The sequence below is a fragment of the Providencia vermicola genome, from assembly GCF_020381325.1.
GTDB lineage: Bacteria > Pseudomonadota > Gammaproteobacteria > Enterobacterales > Enterobacteriaceae > Providencia > Providencia vermicola.
Genome location: NZ_JAGSPI010000003.1, coordinates 250,172 through 274,248 on the forward strand (window position 1 = coordinate 250,172; position 24,077 = coordinate 274,248).

Genomic DNA, 24,077 nt, shown 5'->3' on the forward strand with positions numbered 1-24,077 from the left:
GCATACTTCCATAAAAAGGAGTCAAAAATGAAATATGTTGGAGCACACGTCAGCGCCTCTGGCGGCGTTGATCAAGCCGTTATTCGCGCCCATGAGATTAATGCAACGGCATTCGCATTATTCACTAAAAACCAACGTCAATGGAAAGCGGCACCATTGAGTGAAGAGGTTATCCAAAAATTTAAAGCAAACTGTGCAAAATACGGCTATGGTAAACACCAAATTCTGCCCCACGACAGTTATTTAATTAATCTCGGCCATCCTGAATTTGAAGCGTTAGAAAAATCACGAGCTGCCTTTATTGATGAAATGCAGCGTTGTGAACAGCTTGGCATTGATTTATTGAATTTCCACCCAGGCAGCCATTTAAAACAAATTGAGGTGGATGATTGCTTAGCACGCATTGCTGAGTCAATTAATATTGCGTTAGCCGAAACCGAAGGTGTCACTGCTGTCATTGAAAATACCGCAGGGCAAGGGACTAACTTAGGCTTTGATTTTACACACCTCGCAAAAATTATCGAAGGCGTAAAAGATAAAAACCGTGTGGGTGTGTGTATTGATACCTGCCATGCCTTTGCCGCCGGTTATGATTTACGCACGATTGAAGATTGCGATAAAACATTTACGCAGTTTTCAGAGATTGTGGGGTTTGAATTTTTAAAAGGCATGCATCTGAACGATGCTAAAAGCGAATTTGCCAGCCGCGTTGATCGCCACCACAGCTTGGGTGAAGGTAATATTGGTTTTGTGCCATTCACGTATATTATGCAAGACAGCCGTTTTGATGGGATCCCGCTGATATTAGAAACGATCAACCCAGATATCTGGCCACAAGAAATAGCATGGCTGAAATCCCAGCAAAATAGCTCACATTGATAGAGTCCTATTGAAAAACCCCACGTGAATAACGCGGGGTTTCTTTTCAAATATTCAAAAATTACAACGACTTCATTTCAATCTTAGCCATCATATCAGCTAACTTACTGCGGTTCTTTAAACCGACATCTGCTTGTGAAACTGATAACGCTGAAATTGCGGTTGCCATCCGCAATGTGTGCTCACTTGATTCACCATTGAGTAGCCCATAAGCCAGGCCAGCAACCATCGAATCGCCTGCCCCTACCGTGCTGATGACCTCACAATGAGGCGGCTTAGCTAACCAAGAGCCCGAAGCATTAACCCATAATGCCCCTTCTTCTCCCAATGATATGACAACGTGAGAAATGCCTTTATCTCTTAGCTCATGAGCCGCAGCAATTACATCTTTTAAATCAGGCAGTTTGCGGCCCACCCAACTTTCTAATTCATGGCGATTAGGTTTTACCAACCAAGGAGAAGACTTTAAGCCCGCTTTTAATGCCTCACGGCTACTGTCAAAAATGATACATGGACACAATTGGCGCAAGCGAGTCATCCAACGGGTAAATTCCTCAGGGTCAATCCCATTAGGTAGGCTTCCACTCACCACGACCATATCAAAGTGGCCTAACCAATTTAGTGATTCAGTTGAAAAACGGTTCCAGTCTTCTTTACTTACATCAAAGCCAGAAAAATTAAAATCTGTTGATTTCCCATCATTTTCAGTGAGCTTTACATTAATACGCGTGCGCCCAGGCACCATACTGAAACGGTTTGCCATACCATTTTCACTGAAAAAATGTTGAAATTCTTCTTGATTGTCTTTTCCCATAAAACCACTAACAGTAATATCAATGCCCAGATCACGCAGCACTTTCGCCACGTTGACGCCTTTCCCTCCGGCATTCAGGCTAGCGGTTTTGACTAAGTTAACTTCACCCACTTCAATAGACGAGCACAACCCTACAAGGTCGTAAGCAGGATTTAATGTAATTGTAGCAACCCGGCGAGTCATAACCACTAATCTCCCTTATCATGATTATCATATCATTAGATGTATGCCATAGTTATAACATTAAAACGTGTTGTTTTCAGTGCTATTTATACTTTTTCCTGCTTGTTTTTCTCATACTCCATGGCAAAATTCCCACGCTAAAAATGAAAATAATGGGGAGAAAATATGTCTCAGTCAATTAACGTCGTCGTTGGCGTCGGTGTCATCATCACCAATAAACAAGGGCAGATTTTACTAGGTAAACGTAGCAGCAAACATGCACCCTATTGGTCTATTTTTGGTGGTCATGTCGATCCCGGTGAAACATTCGAAGCCTGTGCTATTCGGGAAATAAAGGAAGAGATTGGCATTGATATCACCACACCTTCTGTATTTGGTATCAGCAATAACTTACAAACCTATCAACAAGAAGGTAAACATACCGTTTCCATTTGCATGCATGTTGAATATAACGGAGATAAACAACCGCAAATCATGGAAGCCGATAAATGTGAAAGCCTCATGTGGGTTTCTCCTAACTCCCTGCCTGAACCACATTTTGAGGCAAGTCGTAACGCAATCAATCTTTGGCTAAATCAGCGCTTTTACAACCAATCTATTTAACCCCCCAGAAAACATACAAATTAGATTAATTTGTATGTTTATTCACCATCCCTTTCAAACTATTCATTTTATTTTATTTTCGTTATTTACAATACGTTGCCACTACCGTATCATTTAGCTAGTACAGTGAAACAATTTATTAGGAGCCACCATGGCCGTTAATGGGACAACACAACCAAAAAGCCCTTCTATATTAGGAGGAGCTATGATCATTGCAGGTACCGCTGTTGGTGCAGGCATGTTTTCAATTCCAATGGTGACTTCTGGCGTATGGTTTTCAGGCTCAGTTATCCTGTTAATTTATACCTTTATTTGTATGTTACTTTCTGGGCTAATGATTTTAGAAGCAAATATGAATTACCCAGCGGGTGCTAGTTTTCACACCATGGTAAAAGATTTACTCGGCACGGGTTGGAACACCATTAACAGCTTATCGGTGACTTTCGTCTTGTATATTCTAACTTACGCTTATATTTCTGCGGGCAGTTCAATTATTACCGCAAACTTAGCAGAACATATTCAAATTCCACAAGCTGGAGCGGGGTTAGTTTTTGCGTTTGTCGTTGCATTCTTTGTTTGGTTATCTACCCGTGCAGTGGATAGGTTAAGTACCATTCTAATTGGTGGGATGGTTATTACCTTTATCATGTCAATTGGTGGGATGATCTCAACGGCTTCGCCTGCAATTTTATTTAACCAAGTAGAGCAAAACGAAACACAATATCTACCTTATGCCTTAGCTGCGCTGCCTTATTTATTAACGTCATTTGGTTACCATGGTAACGTGCCTGGGCTGGTGAAATATTATAATAAAGACAGTCGTAGTGTAGTGAAAAGCTTAACTTACGGTGCCATCATTACTGTTGTTATTTACATCTTATGGCAGTATGCGATTCAAGGAAACATTCCACGCTCTTCATTCATTGAAATCAGAGAAAATGGTAACAATATTGATGCACTACTGACTCAGATGAATATTTCTACACAAAGCAGCTTTATTTCCCAATTTTTGAACCTGTTTTCTTATATGGCTTTAGCGAGTTCTTTCTTAGGCGTGTCATTAGGTTTATTTGATTTTATTGCTGACTTTTTTAAATTCTCTGATGATAAGCAAGGCCGACTGAAATCTATTTTAGTCACCTTTATGCCACCAACCGTTTTAGCACTCATTTTTCCTAATGGCTTTATTTATGCTATTGGATTTGCTGGATTAGCGGCTACAATTTGGGCAGTGATTGTCCCTGCATTGATGGCAAAAGCAAGCCGTAGACGTTACCCAAATAATAGCTATAAAGCACCTGGTGGCATGTTTATTATCGGTTTTGTTATTTTATTTGGTTTGATCAACGCCGTTGCGCACATCATGTCCTTAGCGGGTCTACTCCCTATTTACTAATTTGCCGTTCTTAATATAGCCCTACGGGGCTATATTATTTCCCATCAGCTATTTTTCAAAAAAATTTTCACTGAAAATTGACCTCAACATCTTGCCTAATCCCGTTTGTGCGAGTAATTTTGTCGCACTCTTTTTGACAATACCAAAGAAGGTTATTTATGGCCAAGGCCAACGAAATCAAACGTGGTTTAGCAATCAACTACAATGGCAAGTTACTACTCGTTAAAGATATTGATATTCAAGCACCTAGCGCTCGTGGTGCCAGTACTTTATACAAAATGCGCTTTACAGATATCAAAACGGGCCAGAAAGTTGAAGAACGCTTTAAAGGCGATGATATTTTAGAAACGATTTCGTTAACTCGCCGTGGTGTCAGCTTTTCTTATATTGATGGTGATGAATATGTTTTCATGGATAACGAAGACTACACGCCATATATTTTCAAAAAAGCAGATATTGAAGATGAACTGCTGTTTATCCCTGAAGAAGGGTTACCAGGCATGCAAGTTCTAACAATGGATGGGCAAGTTTTAGCCTTAGAATTACCACAAACTGTTGATATGGTTATTGTTGAAACAACACCAGGAATCAAGGGTGCTTCCGCCAGTGCGCGTACTAAACCCGCTTTGATGCCGACGGGGTTAACCGTTCAAGTTCCTGAATATCTCACCAGTGGTGAAAAAATTCGTATTCATATCCCTGAACGCCGCTATATGGGACGTTGTGATTAATCTTATATCGATAAAATAATATGTTTATGCCTATGGGCAACATACTCATAGGCATACATTTTTATTTAACATCACACTCTCCTAGCCTACTACTTCCTTATTTTATTTATTGTCATTAATCATACTTAATAGTGTAAATACCCATTGTTTTTTCTTTATTAATCCAATTGAACTGCTGTGTGCCCTTTAAATTTGGTAATAGTTGTTCTGTTGCTTTTAACTTGGAAATATCAACAGATTGTGTTTTTTCTTTTCCTGAGTCACTCCAACACTTTGTTTCGACAACATTTTGGTTGGTGCCAATGATACACGGAGCCGCAACAATCGAACCTGTAAAACGAATAACCGCAGTATTAGAACGTTGTTGGCCACTGTTGTGTGAAGCGAATGCTGAGATACTGGTCATTAATGTAGCCGCTGCTAAAAATGTGAATATTGTTTTTTTTACTAAGCCATTCATAAGAATTTTCCTCTTAAAATTAAGTTATCGTCATTTTTAGTAATTTATTTACTCTAAAAATGAATAATTCAGTTCAACTGAATGAGGACGACATCTTATTCCTAATGAACAGCTAGAGATTTCACTTATGGTCGTAGTTTTTTATTTTTAATATTGGATGATATTCAATATATAATTATTAGACTGGATCACACTTTTAATCACCACACGTATTGCAACACATATAAAATTAAGTCTATTAAAATAAGACGAAAATATAGTAATCTTCGTCGAAATTAGCGTTTTTTCTATTTATTTGTATTCGATGTATCAAAAATAGCGTTATTAGATATGAATGAAAAACTCAACTACAAAATTAATTTATTACCGACTGACTTAATAGCTTCTGGACGTCAACGAGCCTGCTACCAGCACCCAGATTATGATGAGCTCTGTATTAAGATTCACCTAAAAGGCCGCGATGATAAAGAAACACTCAGAGAAGTACGCTACTATAAGCGCCTTTACAGAAAGAAATACCAAGCAACAACAGTGTCCCACTATTTTGGCACACAAGAAACCAATCTTGGGCTAGGCTATGTATTTCAATTAATTAAGGATAAAACAGGGAATGTATCGCATACTTTAGATTATTATCTAAAAAATAAAAATGCCTACTTAAAACATCAAAAAAATATGAAAATTGCTTATGCTCAATTTAAAAAATCTATTTATAAAGAAGCAATCGCCACCATGGCGCTAAAAACCTATAATATCGTTTATCAATTAGGCTATAAACCACATGGACAATTTTTAATTATCGATAACCTTGGGTCATCTAATTTAATCCCTCTCGATTATTTTTCATCCACAATTGCACGTTCAACGTTAGACCGCCGCTTTGCAGATTTTGAAAAACGGCTATACAAAGAGTTCCATGTCAAATTATAAATATCCATTTTTCATTATCTTTTTTATTTAATTTTTATTCGATAATTTTATTCCTCCCCGCAATAAAGGAGTGATTATATATTATTCCTTTATTGTTTAAGCCCTCATCCTCAATAAATACTGATAAATAAACAGTGGTTATTGCATCTCTTACTTAAACTCGCCTATTTAACCACCAAGAAAAGTATTAGCCGTCAAAATTTAGCTGCTTACACCCGCTAAAATTTGAGCTCGCCTTGCGTAAATTTAAACTTCTTTACATTTGAAGTGCAAAAAAAAGCTTATTACGTAAATAAACTGAAATAAAGTAATAATAAATGTGAGAAAGATCATATTTCATTATCAATAATCGGCGCAATTATACGCAAAAATACGCTACATATGACAGAAATCACATAACTCAATGGCACATATGCACTTTTATCTAATGTTTTGTAAATTATCCCCCTATTAACTCGCCATTTCGGTTTTGTTTATGTATGCTCTTAAAGGTTTGGTATTCGGGCTGTTACGGTACTAACTTCAAGCAATAACTGAATTAGCAAATATTGAGCTTTCGTCTATACTCAATAAGGTCACAAGAAACCTCTGATTCAGTAAAGATTTAGATGGCGTGATAAACACTTTCTGCGAAAAGCACACTCTTATTTATCAATGCGTTTTTCACAGGGAAAAGTTTAGTTTTGTTGTGTCTCTTTACACAATAATGCGATAAAGAAATGGTAAGGGATATATATAAGAATGTTAACCTCTGAAAAACTTAAGCGCTATGCTTGGCGCATTGTTCCGGCAGTTGCTATTGCCGTGACACTCACAGCATGTACCAACCCGAAGTCGACAAAAAATACTCAATATACTGCTAAATCAGATGTTCGTATGTTAAACAGTGCCGCAGGCGACTCTTTAACAATGGCATCCCAAGACGAATTTGAAGAATTAGTGCAAAGTGTTGACACTAAATCTAAAATCATGAACCAATATGCAAATTGGAAAGGTGTTGCTTATCGCCTAGGCGGAACCACTAAAAGCGGCATTGATTGTTCAAGCTTTGTTCAACGCACCTTCTTTGAACAATTCGGCGTTGAATTACCTCGTACAACGTCAGAACAAGAATCTTCAGGCAAAAGCGTAAAGCGTAATAATTTAAAAGTGGGTGACATTGTTCTGTTTAAAACAGGTCGTACAATGAAACACGTTGGCATTTACATTGGTGATGAAAAATTTGTTCATGCATCAACTAGCAGTGGTGTCATTGTTTCTGAAATGTCTAATAGTTATTGGAGTAAAAGGTATTATGCAAGTCGTCGGATTATCAACGGCTCCTAATTTTCAGTAACCCCCTACCCCCTTACCTATAAAAAAAGCTTCCAAAACTGGAAGCTTTTTTTATATTTGCCATCATGTAAAAATGAAAACTGCCATTATTGCGTAAAATAATCTTTTTGACGCCAATACAAATACCTACCCTTACTAACCACCATAAAATGAGTCAGACACAACAATATCTTCCCCATTAAAAACATTACAGCTCAAGCTAACTAAGAACAATAAAAGCCTGAAGATAGCTCTGCAATTGCTACCCCCGTTGCTTTTAAACGGCACATTGCAGCCAATTCATCATTTGCATGAATAAACAAGCAAACTTCCTTCTGCCATTCTAAGATAGCACTTGAAATTTGCATATCAGATAACGATTCAGACAATTTCTGCATCGCTATACAATCTGTTGCACAGTCATGACTAAGTAATTTTAGCCCCACAAGATTATCGCTATCAACATCATTCATAGGCACAACTTCTACATCTGTTCCTATTTTGCCTGATAACCAGCGGTAGCTTTGCGGTAGCCTGTGCACCACCGAAAGACCTAATTTTTCCACAAAAATATCCTATTAAAACAATTGGTATTTTGCCTAATTACAGGAAATAGCCCTGCAAACAAACCTAACATTGAGTAATGCCCCTATATCCTGTGTGTTCTTTGACGTCAATTTTTGACTTCAAAATATTACTCGTTCAAACCGAAGCTTTAACACAACAAAAAAGTAACAACAATGTTAAATATTAGAACCTAAATATAACATTAAAATTATGATGTGTCGTTAAATTTTTGTGACACAAATCATTGCATGTCTATTTTTTTGCTAAAAATATTAAAAATTAAATTAATTTTGACATTAGCCCTCAACATGGTCGGTAAATCATTTAACTATTTTTTACATTTGCCAAATAAAAATAGCAATAATCATTCAAATTTTTGATGAGTAGTTATTTTCAATTAGCACTGTCAATCCCATTTTGAGTATCATTAAAAACATAAATTTAACAAAAAGCACACTAATGATAATTGATTTAGATCATTTTTCAGCATGTAATTTAATACCACAAATAAACTAATCGAAATTACCGAACAGTAACACTGAAAAAACTCAATATAATGTGAATGGTAAGAGACTACTTAAGGGAAAATAAGAATATTCGAGGAAATAAAAGGTGAGAACAAATTATCAGTTTCATCCATGAAGCTGATAACTTAGAGATTATTTCGCTTTTTTGGCTAGCAAAACAAAAAGCATCGATAAAGCGACACAAGCCACCATCGAACCTACCATTGGCCACGCATTTTTAGCGGGGATCAGTGATAATAATGTTCCTACTAGTGCACCAATTGAAAAACGAATCGTTCCTGCTAAAGAAGAGACCGTTCCTGCAATATGTGGGTAATTATCAAGGATCACAGCCATCGCATTAGATGTAATCATTGCGATTCCACTGACATAAATGGCGACACCAATAACTAACGTCCAAAAATCAAGACTAAATGCGGTTGTGCCTAATAACCAAATCCCCATAATAAACTGAATAATAATACCAAAATACAGCATCTTCTCTGCGCCAAAGCGCCTAACATAGCGACTGTTAATAGTCGTCATAATGAAGAGAAAAATGATGTTAATACCAAAATAGTAACCGAAGTGTTGAGGAGAAACGCCATTTAGGTCGATATAAACAAATGCACCTGCATTTAAGAATGAAAACATCCCTGCAAACGAAAATGAACTCGCCAGTATATAGAACAAAACTTGCTTTGCCCTAAATAAGGTCGCAAACTGACGTAATGTTGTGCCAATGTGGAATTTTTGCCTTTTCGTAACGGGTAATGTTTCACGCACAAAAAAGCTCACTAAAATCACTGCAATAACTGCCGCAATGGCAATGCTCCAGAAAATCGCATGCCATGAGAACCAACGCATCAATTCGCCACCTAAAATAGGAGCCAATAAAGGTGCGATCGTCATCACCAATACCACAAATGACATACTTCTAGAAAATTCGTCGCGCGTAAACATATCGCGCATCAATGCGTTAATCACTACACTAGCGGCTGCGGCGGCAAAACCATGCAAAAAGCGTAACCAAATAAGTGAATCAATTGATTCGGTGACTGCACAAGCAGCCGATGCGATAGCAAAAACAATGACTCCACCCAAAATTACGGGTTTACGACCGATGCTGTCCGCCATTGGTCCATAAAAAAGTTGCCCAATCGCAAAACCAAAAATGTAGCTGTTGAGCGTCATTTGAATGCGCCCCTCATCAACATTAAAATACTGCATCATCGTCGGAAAGCTAGGTAGGTACATGTCAATAGCCAATGGCATTAGCATAGACAATAAACCTAATATTAAAATCAGCCCCAAATAGGATGAACGCTGCTGTTGCACGCTATAGACTCCTGCTTTTATTTACGTGGTACATTAATGCTATTAATTTCTTCATCTGTCAGTGGGCGATACTCGCCTTGCTCAAGAGTCTCATCCAAATAAATATCCCCTACTCGCTCACGGTGCAATCCACAAACATGGTTTCCTACCGCAGCAAACATTCGTTTAACTTGATGATAACGGCCTTCGCTGATAGTTAAGCGAACATCACGAGGACTGATAATTTCGAGTTGTGCGGGTTTTGTTGGGTACTTTTCACCATTTAACATGATGCCTTGCTCGAATTGCTTGGCAACATCAGTGGCAATATCTTCACTTAATTGAACACGGTACGTTTTCTCACAATGATGTTTAGGCGATGTAATGCGATGTGACCACTGTCCATCATCGGTTAGCAGCACTAATCCTGTCGTATCAATATCTAAGCGCCCCGCAGAATGAAGCTTTTGTGCAAGCGGCTCATCAATAAAATAAAGAATGGTAGGATGTGTTGGGTCATCGGTAGAACAGATGTACCCCTGAGGCTTATGTAACATAAAATAACGCGGCCCCGTGACTTGTACTAACACATTTCCATCATAAGCGACTTCATGGTCAAGCGTGACTTGGAATGCCCCTGATTTGACCACTTCATCGTCAATCGTAACAAGACCTGCACGCAATTCGCGTGCTACCAAACTCCGGCTTATCCCTAATTGCTGGGACAAAAATTTATCCAGTCGCATAGATTCTCTTAACTTGATGGATTGCCAGCGAAGCGTACAATAGCGCCTAACTGTCAGAATAAAGAATGAAAGGTTGTTGTGATTACTATCACATAATTCATTATAACAATAACCCTAGTTAAGGGATAGTTTCCATGAAACAACATGCATTTTTAGACAGAGTCATTGTTTTAAATTAAATTTAACCTCATTCACCTGTTTTTTTAACCAATACTGAGCAATATGTCTTTTTCCTTACGCCCATACCAACAAGAAGCCGTCGACGCGACGCTCCACTACTTTCGCAAACACACTCAGCCCGCCGTTATTGTGCTGCCTACCGGTGCAGGGAAAAGTTTGGTGATTGCTGAATTGGCACGTCTTGCCCGTGGGCGAGTACTGGTCTTGGCCCATGTTAAAGAATTGGTCGAGCAAAATCACAGTAAATATCTCGCCTATGGCCTCGAGGCGGATATTTTTGCTGCAGGGCTGAATCGAAAAGAATCACAAGATAAAGTCGTTTTTGGCAGCGTACAGTCTGTCGCTCGTAACCTTGCTGCTTTTAATGGACAGTTTTCATTAGTGATCATTGATGAGTGCCATCGCATCAGTTTGAATGATAAAAGCCAATACCAGCAAATCATTCAGCATCTACAAAAAAGCAATACAGCCTTACGGATTCTGGGCTTAACTGCTACCCCTTACCGTTTAGGTAGCGGGTGGATTTACCAATATCATTATCATGGCATAGTTCGAGGTGATGAAAATTGTTTTTTCCGAGATTGTATTTATGAGCTGCCTCTGCATTACATGATTAAAAATAAGTTTTTAGTTCCCCCTGAACGCTTAGATATGCCTGTTTTACAGTATGATTTTAGCCAAGTTTCGCTAACATCTGCGGGTATTTTTAATGAGCAAGAGTTAAACCTTTCACTACAAAAACAACAACGTATTACACCTAAAATTGTTGCACAAATCATTGAATATGCCGCACCACTGCAAGGCTGTATGATTTTTGCGGCTACCGTCGAGCACGCAAAAGAAATTTTGGGTTATTTACCTGTAAAATCTGCCGCATTAGTCACCGCCGAAACACCTGCATCTGATAGACAAGCTATTATTAATCAATTTAAAAACAGAGAATTACATTATCTTGTCAACGTTTCTGTTCTAACCACTGGCTTTGATGCCCCCCATGTTGATGTGATTGCAATTTTGCGCCCAACTGAATCAGTTAGTTTATATCAGCAAATTGTAGGTCGTGGGTTACGTCTTTGCCAGGGGAAAACCCAATGCTTGATTTTAGATTATGCGGGTAATCCTCATGATTTATATCGCCCTGAAGTCGGTTGCAGTAAACCAAACTCCGCCAGTGTCCCTGTTCAAGTTTTTTGCCCTCTTTGCCAATTTGCCAATGTGTTTTGGGGAAAATGTACTACTGATGGGCAAATTATTGAGCACTATGGCCGTCGTTGCCAAGGCTGGGAAGAAGATGATCATGGTCAAAAGCAACAATGTGAGTTCCGCTTTCGTTTTAAGCAATGTCCCCACTGTGGTGCTGAAAATGATATCGCAGCTCGCCGCTGCCAAAAGTGTCAAGAAGTCCTTACTGATCCTGATGACATGCTCAAAGCAGCATTAAAATTAAAAGATGCACTGATTATTCGCTGTGGCGGTATGCAATTTATCTCTGGTAATGATGCAAAAGGTGAATGGATAAAAATAAACTATTATGATGAAGATGGCACTAGCGTCTCAGAACGTTATCGCTTAACAACCCCCTCTCAGCGTCGTGTATTTGAATACCGTTTTTTGCGTGAGCACCAACGAGCACCAGGTATTCCATTTAAATGGAATAATGCAAATGACATTATTTTGCAGCAATCATTATTACGTTACCCACAATTTATCGTTGCAAGGAAAAAAGACCGTTATTGGGAAATTAGAGAGAAAATTTTTGATTATCAAGGGCGGTTTCGCATCGCAAACTCCCTTTCCTGACACAATAAACGATCTTAAAGATTGCTGGATGGCGGTTTTTTCGATAAAATGCCGCCGCCTTCAAATATCTCATTTTCCAAAATGCGTTATTCCTAGGCCAAATCTCGAACCTGCTGCTGGGTCGCCTGTAGCAGGAATTTATATTTTCTTTTTATAGAGAAATAGTAATGTTAACTATCAATGCAATTGAACGTAAAGAGCAGGGTAAGGGTGCGAGCCGCCGCCTGCGCAGAGATAATCAGCTTCCAGCTATCGTTTACGGTGGTAACCAAGAGCCTATCTCTATCACTCTGAGCCACGATGAAGTTATTAACCAAGAAAGCAAAGCAGAATTTTACGAAGTTCTGACTCTGGTTATCGATGGTAAAGAAACAAAAGTAAAAGTTCAGGCTGTTCAACGTCACCCATTTAAGCCAAAAGTGACGCACATTGACTTCCTGCGCGCTTAATTAAAGCCCACAGCCGAGCTTTAGAAATTTCGGGACGCCGAGTAAATAACGCCGCAATTGCGGCGTTATTTATTTCTAAAACTTTATTTTGTGCATCAATAAATATCACCAATACACTAAGCCAGCTATTCTAAGAATCTTATTTGCTACCACGACGCTGTAATTGGTCGCGTAAGTTTGGCGGAGTACCACGAATGGTTAATGTATCTGTCACTGGATCCCAAAAAATACGTTCGCCCATCAACATGGCATCAAAGCTAATCGTTATACCGCCACCACTACCTGAAAATTTAGTCAGTTGTTTAAGTGTTCCCCTATCTGCTGGGAAGCTTTCCGCTAATTGGTAATCATTTTGACGAGCAAAATCATCAAAGCTTTGCTCTTCTACCAGTGGCAATTCTTTCGCCAATTCCTGTAATTCAATTTCTTCGCCAGATTGCAGCTGTTCAGTGCAGTAACTATGCACTTGTTGACGATATGCTTGACGAGTGTTTTTATCCATCTGAGCATTATCACAAAAATCATCCAACGCTTGGACTAAACCTTTGTTCTGCACTTTCGCATTCAAACCTTCAGATGCTGCTAAAAAATCCATAAAGAAATCAGATACTTTACGCCCTACTCGACCTTTTAAGAATGTTAAGTAGCGTTTCGAGTCTGGATTGGTTTCCCACTCGGTTAAATCAATACGTGCAACGATATCTGCGTGTGGAATATCTAAATAATGTGTCGTCCCTAAATCTAATGTATCTGTGACAAACATGCTATCGCAGCTATTAAGAACAGAAATCAATAAATATTCGACGGCAAGATAACGGTATTGGCAGAAAAGAACAATCCCCCCCTCAGCAAATGGGTATTTCGCAAGTTCATCCTTTAAGCGAACCGTCATCGCACGGCTAAAACCTAAAAATTCTTCTTCACCCTTGCGTAAGAGCTTTAATGCATCAGCTAACTCACTTTCTTCATTAAATTCACCAAAGGCTTTACTTTTTGCGCTGTAAACACGGTGCAATTCTGCCATCATGTCTTGCACGACATCATCAGCCGTCAATAAAGAATCCCGTAACATCACCTCTAAGGTTTGTTCATCTCGCTTAATCAACTGATGTAAGGCTATCTGGGTAATTTCCAGACTCATTGTTGGCTCCTTCTTCTAGCAGAAATATTATCGCGCGTATTCAAACATTGATATCTATACGCTGCAATAGAAACTATCATTTGCCTTATTTTTCATCAGAAAATGCTGAACTAATACACACTTTTTGAATCTGAATAAGCATTATTATCACTTAAACAAAAATTTGTTGCGAAGAAAGAAGAAAAACATGCGGCTATACGCTATGATATGGAGCTTTCATTAATTTAGGATGTCTCAATTTATGCCACAATCATCTCGCTATAGTGATGAAAAAGTTGAAGGTTTACTCTCTGACCTCGTGAGTGTGTTAGAAAAAAACCATACCCCTGTTGACCTTTCCCTAATGGTGTTAGGTAACATGGTAACGAACCTGCTCAATACGTCAGTTGCCCCCGCACAACGTAAAATGATTGCAGAATCCTTTGCCAATGCGTTACTTTCTTCTGTAAAAGAAGATAAATCACACTAACAGATTAATGAAATAAACAGTATGGTCACCCATCAGCGCTACCGTGACAAAGTCTCTAACATGATTGGTTGGGGACACTGGTTTGCACTATTTAATATACTGCTTAGCCTCGTGTTAAGTAGTAGCTATCTGTTTATTTTTGATTGGCCAGACACCTTAGCTGGCCGTATCTACGCCTTCGTCAGTTGGTTAGGTCATTTTAGTTTTGTGGTCTTTGCCGCTTACCTACTCATTATTTTTCCACTGACCTTTATTGTGATGTCTCAGCGGCTGCTGAGGCTAATTTTTGTTGCGCTTGCCACTGCGGGTATTACACTCCTAATTTTTGATATCCGTGTTTTTAGCCAATTTGGCCTTCATCTAACACCGCAAGTTTGGGATTTAGTCATCAATCCAGTCAAGGGAGAGATGGCTCGTGAGTGGCAACTGATGTTTATCAGTATCCCCATTATTTTCTTGGTAGAAATGCTGTTTGCAACTTGGAGTTGGCAAAAACTACGAAGTTTAAACCGCCAAACGTTTGGTAAGCCCCTAGCAGGCATTTTCATTGTGACATTCATTATGTCACATTTGATGTATGCGTGGGCCGATGCGAATTTTTATCGTCCAATCACGATGCAGCGTTATAACTACCCGTTATCACAACCGATGACGGCTCGTAAATTATTAGACCGATATGGTTTATTGGATCTTACCGAGCACCAAAATCGGGTATTCCAACATGGTAGCCCTACCGCTCTGAAGCTTAATTACCCTCTTAAACCTTTGAGTTACTACGACCAAGGTACAGGGTATAATTTACTCTTACTGGTCGTGGACGATCTCGGTAATGAAGCTCAACAAACAACAATGAGCTCCCTTAACAGCTTTAGAGAAATGAGTACGCAGTTTACGAATCACTATACTGCAGGTTTACGCGATGACACTGCCTTATTTGGTCTCTTCTATGGCATCTCGTCGACTTATCTTGATAACATTCTTAATGGCCGTCACCCTTCAGTCTTGGTTGAAGCGCTACAACATCAAGGTTATCAGTTTGGTCTGTTTTCAACAGATGGATTTAACTCACCACTGTTCCGTCAAGCCATTTTATCCGATTACTCATTACCTGCTAAAACAGCAGATAATGATAGCCTAACTATTAATCAATGGATTAGCTGGTTAGATAACCTTAAACATGATGCTCCTTGGTTCTCTTTCTTGAATATCAAAGGCATACCAGGCAGCCCAAAAACTAACACACAAATTGACCAAGTTATCGCAACATTGAAACGCGATAATCGCCTTGAAAATACCATTGTCATTATTACTGCTAATTATAATAAGCAAGGTAAACAAGAAGAGGATTGGCTAAGCGATAAGAACTTTAATCGCGATCAAATGCACGTCCCTTTATTTATTTATTGGCCAAATACACCTGCTCAACAAATTGGCAAGTTAACTAGTCATCAAGACATTATGACGACATTAATGCAACGGTTGTTACATGTGAATAATCAAACAGATGATTACAGCCAAGGTGAAGATTTATTCAGTAACCAGCGCATATACCCGTGGGTGATTACTGGGGATGACAATGATGTGGTCATTACCACTGACAATGCTACTTTGTATATGGATCATAATGGGCAATTTAATATTTATGATAAACAAGGTGTTATTGAAAAAGATGCAAAACCTAACTTGGCTGAGCTTCTGAAAATTTTTACAGAATTAAAACGATTTAATGAAAATTAGTGCTTAATTATCAATCAGTCTCAACATAGACCTCTTGATTTTAAGACCAAATTGGGTAGTATAAATCATAGTTCGGCATGTAGCGCAGCTTGGTAGCGCACTGTCATGGGGTGTCAGGGGTCGGAGGTTCAAATCCTCTCATGCCGACCAAAATTCCTTAGAAAAACCAACCAATTACGGTTGGTTTTTTTATAGCATCTTGGATTTTAATGTATTTAGATTAAAACATTACCTATTCTAGTTTCAGAGTTGTAAAGTTATCTGGATAATGTATCGACATTAATCATATTGATGCCACAAAAATTCAGTCACCCTAGTATGAACATATTACCTTATCTATTTAAAATATCCGGTAATTCATTTGGTTATCGTATTAGTATAACGAGAGAAAAATGTCATTTTTAAATAAAAAAAATACAATAGCCATACTGCTACTATTCACATTTTTTTCATTAATCCATTTCGCAATGGGATATCTTTTTAAGCCATTTTATGTGTTATCTATTGTTGGGTTAGCAATATACGTAAATCCATACCGTAAAATCTATGTCGGGCTTATCCTATTTTACTCAATTATCGCATCCTTATATTTTCCCGTTGCGATGCTATACGGGGCACCTGATTATAATATTTTTTCATCGTTCTATTATACCAATACAGAAGAAGCGAAAGGCTTTCTGACAAATATAAACCTAAAATACTATCTTATCTCCGTAATCATCTTTGTTTTTGGTTTTGCTGTTAGTCGATTTAAGCTTAGTGCCAGTATAAAAACTCGACATTTATTTTTATCTGTTTTTATCATCATTGCGATGATACAACCAGTTAAAGCTATCTATAACAATAGTACTAAGTTTCTTCTAACATCAGGCTTACCTGAAATTAGGTTTTTTGCTGAAAGTTTATATTATCTGGATTACTTGAATAAAGAAAAAAAATCGATAGAAGGTGATGATACCTTTGGCCCACTAACTGTAAACAGTCAATATGATACATATGTTATTGTTATAGGCGAAAGTGTACGCCGCGATTTTATGCATAATTATGGATTTAAAATAAATAATACACCATTTATGAGCAATATAAATGGCGTATTTTTTAACAATTATATCTCAGCAGCAGGTTCTACGAATCTGTCCCTCTCTAGAAGTCTTTCTGTTTATCCAACTATGCCTAACAATATTATTACTCTTGCAAATAAAGCAGGGTTTAGTACGTTTTGGATATCAAGGCAGGGTCAAAGTGGCAAACATGATGGGCCAGTTGCTTCTATTGCAAGAAGGGCAAATGAAGCTTATTTCGTGAGCGGTAATTCAAAAATATCTAATGATGTGATCTCAGATGACGGTCCTATTCTCCCTAAGTTTTTTCAGGTACTTAGTGCCCCCGCAAAGAAAAAACTTATTGTTGTGCATTTAATAGGAAGCCATTCGCCTTTCTGTACTCGAATTGAAAACACTTATGACGAGTTCTATAGAAGTAAAGATCTATCATGCTACATACAGAGTATAAAAAATACGGATTTACTGCTATCTCAGATATATGAAAGATTATTAGAAACCGAAAAATCATGGTCTATGCTCTATTTTTCGGATCATGGTCTTTCTTTTATTGATAATCAAAAAGATTTGATTCATGGCGATAAACGTAAACAAAATTTTGAACCACCGCTTTTTATTACCTCTTCAGACTCGCAAATGCGCGAATTTATATCAGCTCGAAGGAGTGGACTTAATTTCTTTAACTTAATCGCTGATTGGATGGGCATTAAAGAAGAGTCGATAAGTACGTCTTGTAAAATGCTATCTAATGACCAATGTGATAATCAAAATAAGGTTACCAACTTTGATCAACAGATTATTAATTTTGATGATTTAACTGATGATAGCCTAAAAGAATAACGAAAACTTTATTACTTCGAGTTTTACACATTAATCTAATTCAAAAAATCAGCCTATCTGGTTGATTTTTTTATATTTTAATATTTGCTCAGATAAAATACCTGATAAATATAAGTAGCTTTAACAATAAACCTTTTAAAAAATGTCCCTTCTCTATTCCCAAATTTAAAAAACTCATTTATTCTTAAATTGAGCGAGCATGCTTACGTGTAGTACTGTCACCGCCAAGCATTACGGGAGGTTTGTATGTTTCTCGTATATACCATCATTGTCATTGCTTTTTTCATCTCTTTGGCGACTATTGAAATGCCTGATAGCGACAAAATTAGTATTGAGGTTGAAGATAAGCAAATAGGACTTATGTATGCAATGTAATATTAAATAATCGCCCTTTCAGGTTCCCCCTGTAAAGGGTGATTTCATAATTTATAACATGTTAATCAACAAGTTGAATATCTAAACCATATAACAACTCTAATGCTTCAAAACGTGAAAATTTAGCCTGCTTTAAGGTATTTTGGCGGATATCAATCGTAAAAGAATGAGTACCTGTAAGATCAGCCGAAGTTAAATTAGTTTGCATAAACGACTGTTTGATAAGTCACAATCTGTTATCACAGACCTATTAAGTTCCACATTTCTAAAATCAATATCGTGTAAACGACAATCATCAAAATGAGTTTCATGAAGTTTAAGCGCAAAAAAATTGCTACCGCTTAAAATACAACCTTTAAAACTCAGCTGTGAATAAAAATCAAAACGAGGCCAATGCGCTTTTGTCCAATCTATCCCCACTAATTTACTCCCATTAAATTCACAAATAGAAAAACGGGAATTAGGGATGGTGATTAGGCTCAAATTGCATTTTAGAAATGTACATTCGACAAATCGGCAACTTACAAAACGGCTTCCGGTAAAGTTACAATTGATGAATTCGCACTGCTCAAAAAGTATGTGCTCTAGTCTTTTGTTTTCAAGCTCTAAGTTACAAAATTTTTGTTCTAAATATTCACCATGGTTCTCTATTTCCACTTTGCACATAAATACCTATTTCAGGTTGTGTTTGTCAATAAACATATCTAATTTATTGAAGATTAAGATTATTTGGCTCTATACTACTACACCCTACTAAATTAGAAGATACCTTCACATGAACTGCCGTTTAGCAATAATTGATGACATAGACAATATCTACAAAATAGACACTGTAGCGACAGATATTCGATTAAATGAAATCACACATTGGGTAAAACAGAATGACTGTTTTATATTGGAAAAAAATCAAGAAATATTAGCGTACGGTGTTATAAACACACATTTTTTTGGCTATGGGTTTATTGAACTATTAATGGTCAATAACCAATATCGTCGGCAAGGTCTTGGGCTTATACTAATCAATCAATTGATAAAGAAAAGCCCAACAGCCAAAGTTTTCACGTCAACTAATAAATCAAATATAGCCACTCAACAGTTATTGATAAAAACTGGCTTTATTCCTAGTGGTTGGATTGAAAACCTAGATGATAATGACCCAGAGCTTATTTACTGCTACATTGCCAAGTAAAAAAACTTAACAATCAGGTCTATAGTAGTGATTTTTCCATCACAACAGTTTGTAGCATCTGATTAAATTGCTGATACGTTTCTTTATCTATTGCCTGTGGAAAACTTAATACTTCTAACTTATGGGGCTTATTTTCAGGGTAATAACTTGGGTGAGCATGTTTGTATTCGTTTTGTTGAAAACCACAGTGCTGATAAAACGAAAGTCGCTTTTGACTGATTTCATCAATGACAGGATCAATTTCAAGGATAACTAGCCCTACATCATGGCAAAATTGCTTTAATACTTTCTGACCATACCCTTGCCCCCGGAGAGAATCAGAAATGGCGAGATGTTCAATGTAAAAGTATTCATTAATTTTCCAGCAACCAATAAAACCAACAAATACATTATTATCGGTAAAATAATAGAGATAATAGTCGTCATGACTCAAAATTGATTTACGACCTTGGTAACTTCTCTGCTCATAAAGCGGAAATGCCTGATCATATAGCTGATTAACAACATTGTTCTCGTTTATGTTTTCCCTAGAAATTCTGATTGAATGTAGCATTTGATCTTAGACTCATCGTTATATGAACATAATTACACTCTTAGAATACGTTTTTTTTTAGATCTGACAATCATTTTATCCACTGCAAGCCGATTTGCATAAAAAATAACTATTTGTTTTAATTGTTTATTATTTTCTCATATAAAAATATTGGTTCTTAACTCAGATTAATTTAAAAAATATTTTTGTGATCATATTGACTTTTTTCTATATACGCCCAAAAATACTGTATATTAACACAGTAATTGGCCGAGGCTATTATGTTAAGGATTGAAGTTTTATTTGATAAAAACGCACCACAGAAACCAAGCACAAGCGTTTTACACGCGCTTGAATCCGAGATTTTACGTAAATTACAAAACCAATACCCAGATATGGTAACCCGTGTTGGTTTTAGCTCGCAGCAGCGCGTAAACATTTCAGGAACCAAAATGTCTGAAGATAAAATCCGCATTGAAGAAATATTGGAAGAAATTTGGTTAGATGACGGGTGGATCCCCGAAGAAAATACTGCTGAATAAACTTCATTGACTAAAGGAATGTTAGTAATAAATAAGCATTCCTTTTTTGGAGACTTAAAATTTGTAGCGGAAGCCAGTTAACCCCACAAAACCTAATTTTTGTTCTGTTAATGAACTCTTACCTGCGTCACCAATTAGATAATACGCCGCAATACCAGTATATAGTGTGAAATTGTCATCCATATTGTAATTTAATATCGCTGAGCCATGAATATCTTTAAAACCACTCCCTGCATCATATTCTGCAAATTTAGTTTTGCTGGCTTGTTGTTTGGAAACACCAAAATAAGCTTGGTTATAGGCTTTATTTCCCCAAACCGCCGCTAAATTATATTCCATTTCCCATGAGCTATTAATTTCATAGTCTGTATTCATACCTAATTCTATAGTAACGGTTCGACCTATATGGCGACCACCATACTTTCTATCTTTTGTTGCTATGTCACCCATGATGTAAAATTCATAATTATTTAGTGTATAAGACAGGTCAGCGCCGACTAGCAAGGAGCCATCTAAGTCCCCCATTCCTTTTAGGTCTTTGTTTTTATTACCAAGAAAGCCAATTTTTTCATCTCTCCCATAATCATAGCCTAATGAACTGACAAAAGTGAGATTATCCGTTAAGCCTATTCCCCATGCAGCACCTTCGATACCTAAACTAAATACGCCATAATCATCAGAAAGATATGCATACGTTGCTTCTAAGTTTGGCCCAAGCTGGTACTTTTTTGAACCTTCATAAACGGGCGCTATATTGATCCCCGCCCCTGCAACAAATGTACTTTCCCCTGCAAACACACAACTACAAGGTAAGATACCAACTATTAATGCTACAATTTTTTTCATGTTCAAATTACGCTCATCGTGGTTAATAAATCTTTTGTCTTAAAAACGTTTTAATTTCTTTTAATGGGTTTGATTTGTTTTTTCTTTCATCAGAAAGACGCGACTGCGAAATACATTTATTAACATCAATACATGTTGATATTTCATTGATTGTTATGCTAGAAAGATAATTGCCTGATGTTTTATTGAAATCTTTTCCCATAATGATCAAAGCGATGAGAATAACTGCAATAAACATTGGTACTTCATAGAAAGCTTGTTTCATCATCAATGCTCTTATTCTTAGGAGGGTGTTAGAATAATAATCTGTCTATATTTTTGTACCTTAAAATTGGGTTAAACCAACCTTAAGATAAACTTAAATCTAAGCTGAACTTGGGACGGCGAGATATTGTCTGGTTTCCATTGACTACTTATACTGATGGTCAGAGGTGATAATATGAATATCCTATTAGTAGAAGATGATCTCCAGTTGGGAAAAGCACTTTGCCGTGGGCTTGAATTAGCTGGTTTTAACCCCTGTTGGGTACGGTTACTTACAGATGCAAAGTCACAGCTTGCTTCTCGTAATTTTGATTTAATGCTATTAGATTTAGGACTACCTGATGGTGATGGTCAGGAAGAATTAATTGCATGGCGTCAATCTGGGGAGTCAATTCCCATCATTATATTAACCGCACGAAATCAGATGGATAATTTGGTTTCTAGCTTAGACTCAGGTGCAGATGATTTTTTGACTAAGCCCTTTGCCATGCCAGAACTTATATCTCGCGTCAAAGCTGTAAGCCGCAGAATAGCAGGGTTCTCTTCTGAGATTTGGCAATTAGATAATCTGCAATTAAACCCGTTAAATCACCAAGTCACACTTAATGAGCAACTGCTTCTGCTTTCTGGAAAAGAATATTTATTACTGTATGAGTTAATTAAGAATGCCGATAATGTTGTTCGAAAAACAGACTTAGAACAACGCCTTTTTGGTATTGATGATGTAGAAAGTAACTCTTTAGAGGTTCATATCCATAATTTGCGCCGCAAGATAGGTAAAGACCGCATTATTACTATCCGTGGTATCGGTTATTTATTAAAAAAAGAAGCTCAAACAAGTGAAAGTTAAGTCCTTTTTTATTTATACCTTCGGATTACAAATTAGCTCTGTAATTTTTCTTTGGCTAATATTAGTTGGCTGGCTGCAGTTTTTCTATTGGCCTTCAATTCATGAAGAATTGAACAAGCAACAAGCGATCATTACGACTGGATTTGCTAAAACGCTGGAAGTTGTTTCTGATAATCCAGAATATTTTAATAACGTCGCGAATATACTACAGGATCTCTATACTGAAGCTATTGAGAGCGGAGAGGGCATCAATTATCGGCCATTTATGGTCGTTAGAGATAATTTGGGCAATGTCCTTTACCGTAATAGTGAAAAACTAGCCGTGCCTTCGTTAAAAACAGTTAACGAATTAACAAAGCAATATCCAGATTGGCATTTTACATCTGCATGGGATAATTCAAAAAAATTTGAAGTTATCATCGCTGAATCCTATGCAGACCGCACTTCCTTGTTAGGAACCCCCGCTGAAGGCACAGCAATACCTCTCGCTTTTATATTAGCAATCATGCTTCTTGCTATCGTCATTACTGCCTACTTTAGCCTAAGGCCATTAAGACAAGCTGCAAAGATTATCTCCAGCCGTCAACCAGGCAATTTAGCGCCTATTGAAGTGAAAGAGCAATATAAAGAGATTCGGCCGATTATTGCCGCAATCAATAATTTAATGGCTCGTGTTGATGCGGCTAATCAGCGTGAAAAGCGCTTTATGGCAGATGCCGCACATGAGCTTCGCACCCCTATTGCTGCCGTTATCGCCCAATTACACTTATTAATGCAAATCGATAATCCAAAAGAAAAAGGAGAAATTATTAATGATATGCAGGAGACACTAAATCGTGCAGCTTCTTTATCTCATCAGCTTATTGATTTAGCCCGTTTAGAAGCCGAGGATTTCGTCTTAAATAATGAGCAAGTCGATATACCCACTTTAATCAGCACCATTATTTCATCCCATGTTCCTTATGCAATTAATAAGAATATTGATGTTGAACTGCAAAGCCCAGACTCATTCTATGTGCTCACAGATAAACTAGCTCTGACAAATATCTTTACCAATTTAATTGAAAATGCGATCAAATATTGCCCTGAAAAAGGCAAAATCAAAGTTTCAATTAAAGATTTAACTCCCTTTGGTGCCACCATTTCATTACAAGATAATGGGCGAGGCATTCCAGAACAAAGTCGCCAACTCATTTTCTCTCGCTTTTACCGTGTTCCTGGCACAATGGAAACAGGGAGTGGATTAGGTTTATCCATCGCCCATAATTTAGCAATGAAAATTAATGCGTCAATTAGAGTTACTGATGGGTTAGATAATAGAGGGATTGGTTTCATTATTGATTTGCCATAAATCTA

The 24,077-nt window shown here is 37.4% G+C and carries 27 protein-coding genes and 1 tRNA gene; 17 read left to right on the forward strand and 11 right to left on the reverse strand.

The features are described from left to right. Nucleotides 1-27 precede the first annotated feature (27 nt). The gene (nfo, locus tag KDJ85_RS05900; protein ID WP_225818862.1) at nt 28-879 is read left to right on the forward strand and encodes a deoxyribonuclease IV; all 852 of its coding nucleotides are present in this window, start codon (nt 28-30) and stop codon (nt 877-879) included. 61 nt (nt 880-940) lie between these two features. Here nfo and fruK read toward each other — a convergent pair whose 3' ends face one another. Next, entirely contained in the window at nt 941-1,876 is a 936-nt protein-coding gene (gene fruK, locus KDJ85_RS05905) for a 1-phosphofructokinase (protein ID WP_206083006.1), read from the reverse strand. Between the two features lie 165 nt (nt 1,877-2,041). Here fruK and KDJ85_RS05910 point away from each other — a divergent pair, with 165 nt between their 5' ends. From KDJ85_RS05910 to yeiP, 3 genes are all read left to right on the forward strand, one after another. Continuing rightward, nucleotides 2,042-2,479: a nucleotide triphosphate diphosphatase NUDT15 gene (locus KDJ85_RS05910; RefSeq protein ID WP_225818863.1), complete on the forward strand. Its 438-nt coding sequence runs from the start codon at nt 2,042-2,044 to the stop codon at nt 2,477-2,479. Nucleotides 2,480-2,630: 151 nt separating this feature from the next. Continuing rightward, nucleotides 2,631-3,875: a tryptophan permease gene (gene mtr / locus KDJ85_RS05915; RefSeq protein WP_225818864.1), complete on the forward strand. Its 1,245-nt coding sequence runs from the start codon at nt 2,631-2,633 to the stop codon at nt 3,873-3,875. Nucleotides 3,876-4,033: 158 nt separating this feature from the next. Further along, entirely contained in the window at nt 4,034-4,606 is a 573-nt protein-coding gene (gene yeiP / locus KDJ85_RS05920) for an elongation factor P-like protein YeiP (protein WP_225818865.1), read from the forward strand. 115 nt (nt 4,607-4,721) lie between these two features. Here the strand turns inward: yeiP and KDJ85_RS05925 are convergent, their stop codons facing one another. Further along, complete coding sequence (locus KDJ85_RS05925; protein ID WP_225818866.1) at nt 4,722-5,066, reverse strand: fimbrial protein; 345 nt, start codon at nt 5,064-5,066, stop codon at nt 4,722-4,724. 330 nt (nt 5,067-5,396) lie between these two features. On the opposite strand from KDJ85_RS05925, the gene KDJ85_RS05930 reads away from it, so the two are divergent. Together KDJ85_RS05930 and mepS are read left to right on the forward strand one after the other, a co-directional pair. Beyond that, the gene (locus KDJ85_RS05930; protein ID WP_225818867.1) at nt 5,397-5,996 is read left to right on the forward strand and encodes a YrbL family protein; all 600 of its coding nucleotides are present in this window, start codon (nt 5,397-5,399) and stop codon (nt 5,994-5,996) included. A 741-nt stretch (nt 5,997-6,737) separates the two neighbouring features. Further along, the gene (gene mepS / locus KDJ85_RS05935; protein ID WP_225818868.1) at nt 6,738-7,322 is read left to right on the forward strand and encodes a bifunctional murein DD-endopeptidase/murein LD-carboxypeptidase; all 585 of its coding nucleotides are present in this window, start codon (nt 6,738-6,740) and stop codon (nt 7,320-7,322) included. 212 nt (nt 7,323-7,534) lie between these two features. On the opposite strand, the gene KDJ85_RS05940 is transcribed toward mepS, so the two are convergent. From KDJ85_RS05940 to rsuA, 3 genes are all read right to left on the reverse strand, one after another. Beyond that, nucleotides 7,535-7,876: a YejG family protein gene (locus KDJ85_RS05940; protein WP_225818869.1), complete on the reverse strand. Its 342-nt coding sequence runs from the start codon at nt 7,874-7,876 to the stop codon at nt 7,535-7,537. A gap of 660 nt (nt 7,877-8,536) precedes the next feature. Next, complete coding sequence (locus KDJ85_RS05945; RefSeq protein ID WP_225818870.1) at nt 8,537-9,721, reverse strand: Bcr/CflA family multidrug efflux MFS transporter; 1,185 nt, start codon at nt 9,719-9,721, stop codon at nt 8,537-8,539. Nucleotides 9,722-9,738: 17 nt separating this feature from the next. Beyond that, complete coding sequence (gene rsuA / locus KDJ85_RS05950) at nt 9,739-10,446, reverse strand: 16S rRNA pseudouridine(516) synthase RsuA (RefSeq protein WP_225818871.1); 708 nt, start codon at nt 10,444-10,446, stop codon at nt 9,739-9,741. A 222-nt stretch (nt 10,447-10,668) separates the two neighbouring features. On the opposite strand from rsuA, the gene radD reads away from it, so the two are divergent. Both radD and rplY read left to right on the forward strand, forming a co-directional pair. Next, entirely contained in the window at nt 10,669-12,426 is a 1,758-nt protein-coding gene (radD, locus tag KDJ85_RS05955; protein WP_225818872.1) for a DNA repair helicase RadD, read from the forward strand. A 167-nt stretch (nt 12,427-12,593) separates the two neighbouring features. Next, a complete protein-coding gene (rplY, locus tag KDJ85_RS05960) occupies nt 12,594-12,875 on the forward strand; it encodes a 50S ribosomal protein L25 (protein ID WP_206082290.1) in 282 nt (93 codons plus the stop codon). A gap of 139 nt (nt 12,876-13,014) precedes the next feature. On the opposite strand, the gene yejK is transcribed toward rplY, so the two are convergent. Continuing rightward, nucleotides 13,015-14,016, reverse strand: a complete 1,002-nt coding sequence (gene yejK, locus KDJ85_RS05965; protein WP_225818873.1) for a nucleoid-associated protein YejK — start codon at nt 14,014-14,016, stop codon at nt 13,015-13,017. A 241-nt stretch (nt 14,017-14,257) separates the two neighbouring features. Here yejK and KDJ85_RS05970 point away from each other — a divergent pair, with 241 nt between their 5' ends. The 5 genes from KDJ85_RS05970 (at nt 14,258) to KDJ85_RS19220 (ending at nt 18,498) form a co-directional block, all read left to right on the forward strand. Beyond that, the gene (locus KDJ85_RS05970; protein ID WP_047755730.1) at nt 14,258-14,485 is read left to right on the forward strand and encodes a YejL family protein; all 228 of its coding nucleotides are present in this window, start codon (nt 14,258-14,260) and stop codon (nt 14,483-14,485) included. 21 nt (nt 14,486-14,506) lie between these two features. Next, nucleotides 14,507-16,222, forward strand: a complete 1,716-nt coding sequence (gene yejM / locus KDJ85_RS05975; protein WP_225818874.1) for an LPS biosynthesis-modulating metalloenzyme YejM — start codon at nt 14,507-14,509, stop codon at nt 16,220-16,222. Between the two features lie 73 nt (nt 16,223-16,295). Then, a tRNA-Pro gene (locus KDJ85_RS05980) sits at nt 16,296-16,372 on the forward strand. A 242-nt stretch (nt 16,373-16,614) separates the two neighbouring features. Beyond that, nucleotides 16,615-18,123, forward strand: a complete 1,509-nt coding sequence (locus KDJ85_RS05985; protein ID WP_225818875.1) for a phosphoethanolamine transferase — start codon at nt 16,615-16,617, stop codon at nt 18,121-18,123. 246 nt (nt 18,124-18,369) lie between these two features. Next, nucleotides 18,370-18,498, forward strand: a complete 129-nt coding sequence (locus tag KDJ85_RS19220; protein ID WP_263974613.1) for a hypothetical protein — start codon at nt 18,370-18,372, stop codon at nt 18,496-18,498. 61 nt (nt 18,499-18,559) lie between these two features. Here the strand turns inward: KDJ85_RS19220 and KDJ85_RS05990 are convergent, their stop codons facing one another. After that, nucleotides 18,560-18,706, reverse strand: coding sequence for a hypothetical protein (locus tag KDJ85_RS05990; RefSeq protein ID WP_225818876.1), 147 nt, complete (start codon nt 18,704-18,706; stop codon nt 18,560-18,562). Then, entirely contained in the window at nt 18,691-19,164 is a 474-nt protein-coding gene (locus KDJ85_RS05995) for a pentapeptide repeat-containing protein (RefSeq protein WP_225818877.1), read from the reverse strand. The genes KDJ85_RS05990 and KDJ85_RS05995 overlap by 16 nt, the downstream gene beginning before the upstream one ends. Nucleotides 19,165-19,273: 109 nt before the next feature. Here KDJ85_RS05995 and KDJ85_RS06000 point away from each other — a divergent pair, with 109 nt between their 5' ends. Continuing rightward, nucleotides 19,274-19,687, forward strand: coding sequence for a GNAT family N-acetyltransferase (locus KDJ85_RS06000; protein ID WP_225818878.1), 414 nt, complete (start codon nt 19,274-19,276; stop codon nt 19,685-19,687). Between the two features lie 19 nt (nt 19,688-19,706). Here the strand turns inward: KDJ85_RS06000 and KDJ85_RS06005 are convergent, their stop codons facing one another. Beyond that, the gene (locus tag KDJ85_RS06005) at nt 19,707-20,240 is read right to left on the reverse strand and encodes a GNAT family N-acetyltransferase (RefSeq protein WP_225818879.1); all 534 of its coding nucleotides are present in this window, start codon (nt 20,238-20,240) and stop codon (nt 19,707-19,709) included. Between the two features lie 260 nt (nt 20,241-20,500). On the opposite strand from KDJ85_RS06005, the gene KDJ85_RS06010 reads away from it, so the two are divergent. Beyond that, nucleotides 20,501-20,761: a DinI-like family protein gene (locus tag KDJ85_RS06010; RefSeq protein ID WP_225818880.1), complete on the forward strand. Its 261-nt coding sequence runs from the start codon at nt 20,501-20,503 to the stop codon at nt 20,759-20,761. A gap of 54 nt (nt 20,762-20,815) precedes the next feature. Here the strand turns inward: KDJ85_RS06010 and KDJ85_RS06015 are convergent, their stop codons facing one another. Both KDJ85_RS06015 and KDJ85_RS06020 read right to left on the reverse strand, forming a co-directional pair. Next, nucleotides 20,816-21,607, reverse strand: a complete 792-nt coding sequence (locus KDJ85_RS06015; protein WP_225818881.1) for a MipA/OmpV family protein — start codon at nt 21,605-21,607, stop codon at nt 20,816-20,818. Between the two features lie 22 nt (nt 21,608-21,629). Further along, entirely contained in the window at nt 21,630-21,875 is a 246-nt protein-coding gene (locus KDJ85_RS06020) for a hypothetical protein (protein WP_225818882.1), read from the reverse strand. 171 nt (nt 21,876-22,046) lie between these two features. Between KDJ85_RS06020 and KDJ85_RS06025 the strand changes: the two genes are divergently transcribed. Both KDJ85_RS06025 and KDJ85_RS06030 read left to right on the forward strand, forming a co-directional pair. Continuing rightward, nucleotides 22,047-22,721: a response regulator gene (locus tag KDJ85_RS06025; RefSeq protein ID WP_225818883.1), complete on the forward strand. Its 675-nt coding sequence runs from the start codon at nt 22,047-22,049 to the stop codon at nt 22,719-22,721. After that, nucleotides 22,711-24,072, forward strand: coding sequence for a sensor histidine kinase (locus KDJ85_RS06030; RefSeq protein WP_225818884.1), 1,362 nt, complete (start codon nt 22,711-22,713; stop codon nt 24,070-24,072). The genes KDJ85_RS06025 and KDJ85_RS06030 overlap by 11 nt, the downstream gene beginning before the upstream one ends. Nucleotides 24,073-24,077: the final 5 nt, after the last annotated feature.

What these genes read in the sequence shown, in the direction of transcription:
- KDJ85_RS05995 (WP_225818877.1), bottom strand. Translation starts at nt 19,164, where the DNA reads ATGTGCAAAGTGGAAATAGAGAACCATGGTGAATATTTAGAACAAAAA.
- mtr (WP_225818864.1), top strand. Translation starts at nt 2,631, where the DNA reads ATGGCCGTTAATGGGACAACACAACCAAAAAGCCCTTCTATATTAGGA.
- KDJ85_RS06000 (WP_225818878.1), top strand. Translation starts at nt 19,274, where the DNA reads ATGAACTGCCGTTTAGCAATAATTGATGACATAGACAATATCTACAAA.
- rsuA (WP_225818871.1), bottom strand. Translation starts at nt 10,446, where the DNA reads ATGCGACTGGATAAATTTTTGTCCCAGCAATTAGGGATAAGCCGGAGT.
- KDJ85_RS05925 (WP_225818866.1), bottom strand. Translation starts at nt 5,066, where the DNA reads ATGAATGGCTTAGTAAAAAAAACAATATTCACATTTTTAGCAGCGGCT.
- mepS (WP_225818868.1), top strand. Translation starts at nt 6,738, where the DNA reads ATGTTAACCTCTGAAAAACTTAAGCGCTATGCTTGGCGCATTGTTCCG.
- KDJ85_RS05985 (WP_225818875.1), top strand. Translation starts at nt 16,615, where the DNA reads ATGTCATTTTTAAATAAAAAAAATACAATAGCCATACTGCTACTATTC.
- KDJ85_RS06020 (WP_225818882.1), bottom strand. Translation starts at nt 21,875, where the DNA reads ATGATGAAACAAGCTTTCTATGAAGTACCAATGTTTATTGCAGTTATT.
- KDJ85_RS06010 (WP_225818880.1), top strand. Translation starts at nt 20,501, where the DNA reads ATGTTAAGGATTGAAGTTTTATTTGATAAAAACGCACCACAGAAACCA.
- rplY (WP_206082290.1), top strand. Translation starts at nt 12,594, where the DNA reads ATGTTAACTATCAATGCAATTGAACGTAAAGAGCAGGGTAAGGGTGCG.
- yejK (WP_225818873.1), bottom strand. Translation starts at nt 14,016, where the DNA reads ATGAGTCTGGAAATTACCCAGATAGCCTTACATCAGTTGATTAAGCGA.
- yejM (WP_225818874.1), top strand. Translation starts at nt 14,507, where the DNA reads ATGGTCACCCATCAGCGCTACCGTGACAAAGTCTCTAACATGATTGGT.
- KDJ85_RS05970 (WP_047755730.1), top strand. Translation starts at nt 14,258, where the DNA reads ATGCCACAATCATCTCGCTATAGTGATGAAAAAGTTGAAGGTTTACTC.
- nfo (WP_225818862.1), top strand. Translation starts at nt 28, where the DNA reads ATGAAATATGTTGGAGCACACGTCAGCGCCTCTGGCGGCGTTGATCAA.
- KDJ85_RS05910 (WP_225818863.1), top strand. Translation starts at nt 2,042, where the DNA reads ATGTCTCAGTCAATTAACGTCGTCGTTGGCGTCGGTGTCATCATCACC.
- KDJ85_RS05990 (WP_225818876.1), bottom strand. Translation starts at nt 18,706, where the DNA reads ATGCAAACTAATTTAACTTCGGCTGATCTTACAGGTACTCATTCTTTT.
- yeiP (WP_225818865.1), top strand. Translation starts at nt 4,034, where the DNA reads ATGGCCAAGGCCAACGAAATCAAACGTGGTTTAGCAATCAACTACAAT.
- KDJ85_RS05930 (WP_225818867.1), top strand. Translation starts at nt 5,397, where the DNA reads ATGAATGAAAAACTCAACTACAAAATTAATTTATTACCGACTGACTTA.
- KDJ85_RS06015 (WP_225818881.1), bottom strand. Translation starts at nt 21,607, where the DNA reads ATGAAAAAAATTGTAGCATTAATAGTTGGTATCTTACCTTGTAGTTGT.
- KDJ85_RS06005 (WP_225818879.1), bottom strand. Translation starts at nt 20,240, where the DNA reads ATGCTACATTCAATCAGAATTTCTAGGGAAAACATAAACGAGAACAAT.
- fruK (WP_206083006.1), bottom strand. Translation starts at nt 1,876, where the DNA reads ATGACTCGCCGGGTTGCTACAATTACATTAAATCCTGCTTACGACCTT.
- radD (WP_225818872.1), top strand. Translation starts at nt 10,669, where the DNA reads ATGTCTTTTTCCTTACGCCCATACCAACAAGAAGCCGTCGACGCGACG.
- KDJ85_RS19220 (WP_263974613.1), top strand. Translation starts at nt 18,370, where the DNA reads ATGTTTCTCGTATATACCATCATTGTCATTGCTTTTTTCATCTCTTTG.
- KDJ85_RS06025 (WP_225818883.1), top strand. Translation starts at nt 22,047, where the DNA reads ATGAATATCCTATTAGTAGAAGATGATCTCCAGTTGGGAAAAGCACTT.